The following is a 3,901-nucleotide window of genomic DNA, read 5'->3' as shown; positions in this document are numbered from 1 at the left end:
GCCGTCGTGATGCCGGCGCAGGTAGCGCCGGGGGATGGCGTCGTAGGCGGTCGCCTTGGCGGGTGCCTCGCCGAGCCGGCGCAGGATCTCCTCGCGGGCGTTCATCGGCGGTTCCACCAGTCACGGAAGGTCTCGGCCGGGGGGACGGGCGCGTCGCGGGTCTCGGTCCAGCGCGCCAGCGGGCCGGGCAGCCGCCCGATGCGGCCCCGCCGGCCGAGCATCCGCCCGGCCGTACCGGTCAGACGCTGCCCGAGCGCCAGCCGGGTAGGGGAGCGCAGCGTCCAGGCGGCGAAGCGCATCGCGGCCTGCTCGGCCCGGCCGTGCACGGCGCGCGACCGCAGGTGGACCAGTACCTCCGGGATGTCGATCGCGACCGGGCAGGCCTCGAAGCAGGCGCCGCACAGGGTCGAGGCGTACGGCAGCGAGTCGTCGACGGGCGACCCGGGGCCGCGCAGCTGAGGCGACAGGATCGCGCCGATCGGCCCGGGGTAGGGCGACCCGTACGCGTGCCCGCCCGCCCGCTGGTAGACGGGGCAGACGTTCAGGCACGCGGAGCAGCGGATGCAGCGCAGCGCCTGGCGGCCCACCTCGTCGTCGCGCGTCGCGGTGCGGCCGTTGTCGACCAGGACGAGGTGGAAGGTCTGCCCCTCCGTCGCGCCCGACCAGATCGAGGTGTAGGGGTTCATCCGCTCGGCGGTGGACGAGCGCGGCAGGAGCTGGAGGAACACCTCCAGGTCGCGCCAGGAGGGCAGCACCTTCTCGATGCCCATGACCGAGATGAGCGTCTCCGGCAGCGTGAGGCACATCCGCCCGTTGCCCTCGGACTCCACGACGACGAGCGAGCCGGTCTCGGCCACCGCGAAGTTCGCCCCGGACACCGCCACCTTCGCGGCGAGGAACCGCTCGCGCAGGTGACTGCGGGCGGCCTCGGCGAGACGCGCGGGATCGTCGGTGAGGTCGTCGGGCGCGCCGGGCATCTCCCGGCGGAAGATCTCGCGGATCTCCGCCCGGTTCCGGTGGATCGCCGGGACCAGGATGTGGGAGGGGCGGTCGCCGCCGAGCTGCACGATCAGCTCGGCCAGGTCGGTCTCATGCGCGAGGATCCCGGCGGCGTGGAGGGCCTCGTTCAGGCCGATCTCCTGCGTGGCCATCGACTTGACCTTGACCACGTCGGTCTCGCCGGTCGCCTTGATCAGGTCGGTGATGACCTGGTTCGCCTCGGCGGCGTCGCGGGCCCAGTGCACCGTGCCGCCGCGGGCGGTCACCTGTTCCTCCAGCAGGCGCAGGTAGTGTCCGAGGTGCTCGATCGTGTGGTCCTTGATCTGTTTCGCGGTCTCCCGCAGCTCCGCCCAGTCCGCCAGCTCGCCGACGGCGGCGGCGCGTTTGGTGCGGATCGTGGTGGTGGCGTGCGCGAGGTTGCGGCGCAGCTGCGTGTCGCGTACGGCCGCCCGCGCGGCGTCCGGGAAGGCGGGCATCCCCACATACGTCGGCATGGCCGCCCGGGCGGCGTCATGGTGCGCCGGCACGGATACACCTCCCTGTCCGATGCGTTCGTTCACTCGGCGGCCGCCAGGATCTCGGCCAGGTGCAGGGGCCGTACGCCCGTCCGCAGCCGCGACAGCAGGCCGCCGATGTGGGCGAGGCAGGAGTTGTCCGCCGCGCAGACCACCTCGGCGCCGGTCTGCCGGATCCGGGCGACCTTGTCGGCGCCCATCGCGGCCGACACGTCGGGGTTCTTCAACGCGAACGTTCCGCCGAAGCCACAGCACTCGGCGGCGTCCGGCAGCTCGACGAGGTCGATCCCGCGCACGGCCCGCAGCAGCCGCAGCGGCCGGTCGCCGACGCGGAGCGCCCGCAGGGAGTGACAGGTCGGGTGGTAGGTCACCCGGTGCGGGAAGTACGCGCCGACGTCCTCGACGCCGAGCACGTCGACGAGCAGTTCGGTCAGCTCGTGGACGCGGGGTGCGAGCCGGTCCGTCTCCTCGGCGAGGTCACGGTCGCCGACGGCGCGGGCGACGCGTACGTGGTTCTCGCGGACCATCCCGGCGCAGGACGCCGACGGGACGACGATCGCGTCGAACGGTTTGCACGTTTTAACGAAATCCCTGACGAGAGGCCCGCATTCGCGGTCGTACCCGGTGTTGTAGTGCATCTGACCGCAACAGGTCTGCTCGGCGGGGAAGACGACCTCGTGCCCGAGCCGCTCCAGGAGCGTGACGACCGCCTTGCCGGTGCTGGGGTAGAGGGTGTCGTTGAAACAGGTGACGAACAGGGCGATGCGCATGTCAACGGCTCGATTCGCGGACGACGAGTTCAGGCTGGAACATGATCTGCTGGTGCGCGTGGCCCGCCGGGTCGTCGCACACGTCCAGCAGCAGTTCGGTGGCGATCTTGCCCAGCCGGTAGGTCGGCTGCCGGATCGAGCTGAGCGGCACGGCCCCGGCCGCGGAGAACTCGATGTCGTCGTAGCCGATCAACGCCACGTCGCCGGGGACGCTCACCCCCGCCTGGGACAGCGCGCGCAGGACGCCCAGCGCGAGCAGGTCGTTCGCGCAGAAGATCGCGTCGGGTAGTCCGTCGGCCAGCAGCTTCTCGGCGGCGAGACGGCCGCCGTTCGCGTTCATCTCCGGAACGATCAACTCCTCCAGCGCCCGCACCGGCAGGCCGGCGGTGCGCAGCGCGCGCCGCGCCCCCTTCCGCCGTTCGCTGCACTGCCGGATCGCCATCGGCCCGCTCACGTACGCCAGCCGCTCGGCGCCCCGGCTCAGCAGATGCGTCACGGCGAGGTCGCCGCCGGCCACGTCGTCGACGGACACCGAGCACAGATCGCCGGGCGAGGAGTGGTCCACGAGCACGACGGCGACGCCGCGGTCGTGCAGCGCCTCCACGCTCGCGAGGTTCTCGCCCGCCGGGGTGATGAGCACTCCCCGGACCCGCTGTTCGGCCAGGACCCGCAGGTTGCGCGCCTCCTTCTCGAAGGACTCGCCGGAGTTGCACAGGATCACGGCGTGGTCGCGATCGCTCGCCACGTCCTCGACGCCGCGGGCGACCTCGACGAAGAACGGGTTGCCGACGTCGAGCACGACCAGGCCGACCGCCCGGTTCTGCCCGGCGCGCAGGGTCGCCGCCGAGCCGTTGCGCACGAAGCCCAGATCGCGGATGGCCTCCTCGACGCGGGCACGTGTGGCGGCGGCGACGCGTTCGGGGTGGTTCAGCACGTTCGAGACCGTGCCCGGCGACACGCCGGCGAACCTGGCGACCTCCTTGATCCCCGCGGTGCCCATGCCCAACGCCGGTACCCCTTCTCCATGACCTGATGGCGTTCACTGTGAACGACCCGATTAAAACGTGTCAACTCGCCTCCGGACGGTGAGCCGACCGTCCCGACGGTGACCTTCTCGTTATACGGACCGCATCTACGCAGCTCAGCGATGCAGTGAACGCTTCGTTTCCGGAAGATCACGACGATGTGACTCTTGACCTCCCCGCGCTCACAGATCTACGGTCCCAGGTCAATCGGGTTAAAACGTTTTTATTCCGTTCACTTCCGGAGGAAGCATGAGCGAGCGGAGCGAGCGAGTCGACGAGCACGCGCCTGGTCCCGCCTCCGACGAAGGAGGACCCATGAGCGAGTCGCCGCCGATCCTCGCCCTGTCGAATGTCGGCAAGTCGTTCGGCGCGGTGCGGGCTCTGCAGGACGTCTCCCTGGAGCTGTGGGGCGGTGAGATCCATGCGCTCGCCGGGGAGAACGGCGCGGGCAAGTCCACGTTGGTGAAGATCCTGGCTGGGGTGCACCGTCCTGATGAGGGGCAGGTGTTGCTGGATGGTCGTCCTGTTGAGTTCCGTGGTCCTGGTGATGGGCAGCAGGTGGGGGTTGCGGTGATTTATCAGGAGCCGACGT

The 3,901-nt window shown here is 70.7% G+C and carries 4 protein-coding genes; 1 reads left to right on the top strand and 3 read right to left on the bottom strand.

Annotated elements, in window-relative coordinates:
* Nucleotides 1–101 precede the first annotated feature (101 nt).
* The 3 genes from ACFFNX_RS44380 to ACFFNX_RS44370 all read right to left on the bottom strand — a co-directional run bounded on the left by ACFFNX_RS44380 (nucleotide 102) and on the right by ACFFNX_RS44370 (nucleotide 3,284).
* Nucleotides 102–1,475, bottom strand: a complete 1,374-nt coding sequence (locus ACFFNX_RS44380) for a lactate utilization protein B (protein ID WP_378212278.1) — start codon at nucleotides 1,473–1,475, stop codon at nucleotides 102–104.
* 80 nt (nucleotides 1,476–1,555) lie between these two features.
* Nucleotides 1,556–2,284 (bottom strand): (Fe-S)-binding protein, encoded by a 729-nt coding sequence (locus ACFFNX_RS44375; protein WP_378212276.1) that lies wholly within the window; start codon nucleotides 2,282–2,284, stop codon nucleotides 1,556–1,558.
* A 1-nt stretch (nucleotide 2,285) separates the two neighbouring features.
* Complete coding sequence (locus ACFFNX_RS44370; protein ID WP_378212274.1) at nucleotides 2,286–3,284, bottom strand: LacI family DNA-binding transcriptional regulator; 999 nt, start codon at nucleotides 3,282–3,284, stop codon at nucleotides 2,286–2,288.
* 340 nt (nucleotides 3,285–3,624) lie between these two features.
* On the opposite strand from ACFFNX_RS44370, the gene ACFFNX_RS44365 reads away from it, so the two are divergent.
* The coding region (locus ACFFNX_RS44365; protein ID WP_378212273.1) for an ATP-binding cassette domain-containing protein at nucleotides 3,625–3,901 on the top strand (277 nt) is incomplete at its 3' end.

Origin of the sequence: Actinoallomurus acaciae (assembly GCF_042429965.1) — a bacterium.
GTDB classification, from domain to species: domain Bacteria; phylum Actinomycetota; class Actinomycetes; order Streptosporangiales; family Streptosporangiaceae; genus Actinoallomurus; species Actinoallomurus acaciae.
This window is presented reverse-complemented; position numbering and strand designations above follow the sequence as displayed.

What these genes read in the sequence shown, in the direction of transcription:
- ACFFNX_RS44370 (WP_378212274.1), bottom strand. Translation starts at nt 3,284, where the DNA reads ATGGGCACCGCGGGGATCAAGGAGGTCGCCAGGTTCGCCGGCGTGTCG.
- ACFFNX_RS44375 (WP_378212276.1), bottom strand. Translation starts at nt 2,284, where the DNA reads ATGCGCATCGCCCTGTTCGTCACCTGTTTCAACGACACCCTCTACCCC.
- ACFFNX_RS44380 (WP_378212278.1), bottom strand. Translation starts at nt 1,475, where the DNA reads ATGCCCGCCTTCCCGGACGCCGCGCGGGCGGCCGTACGCGACACGCAG.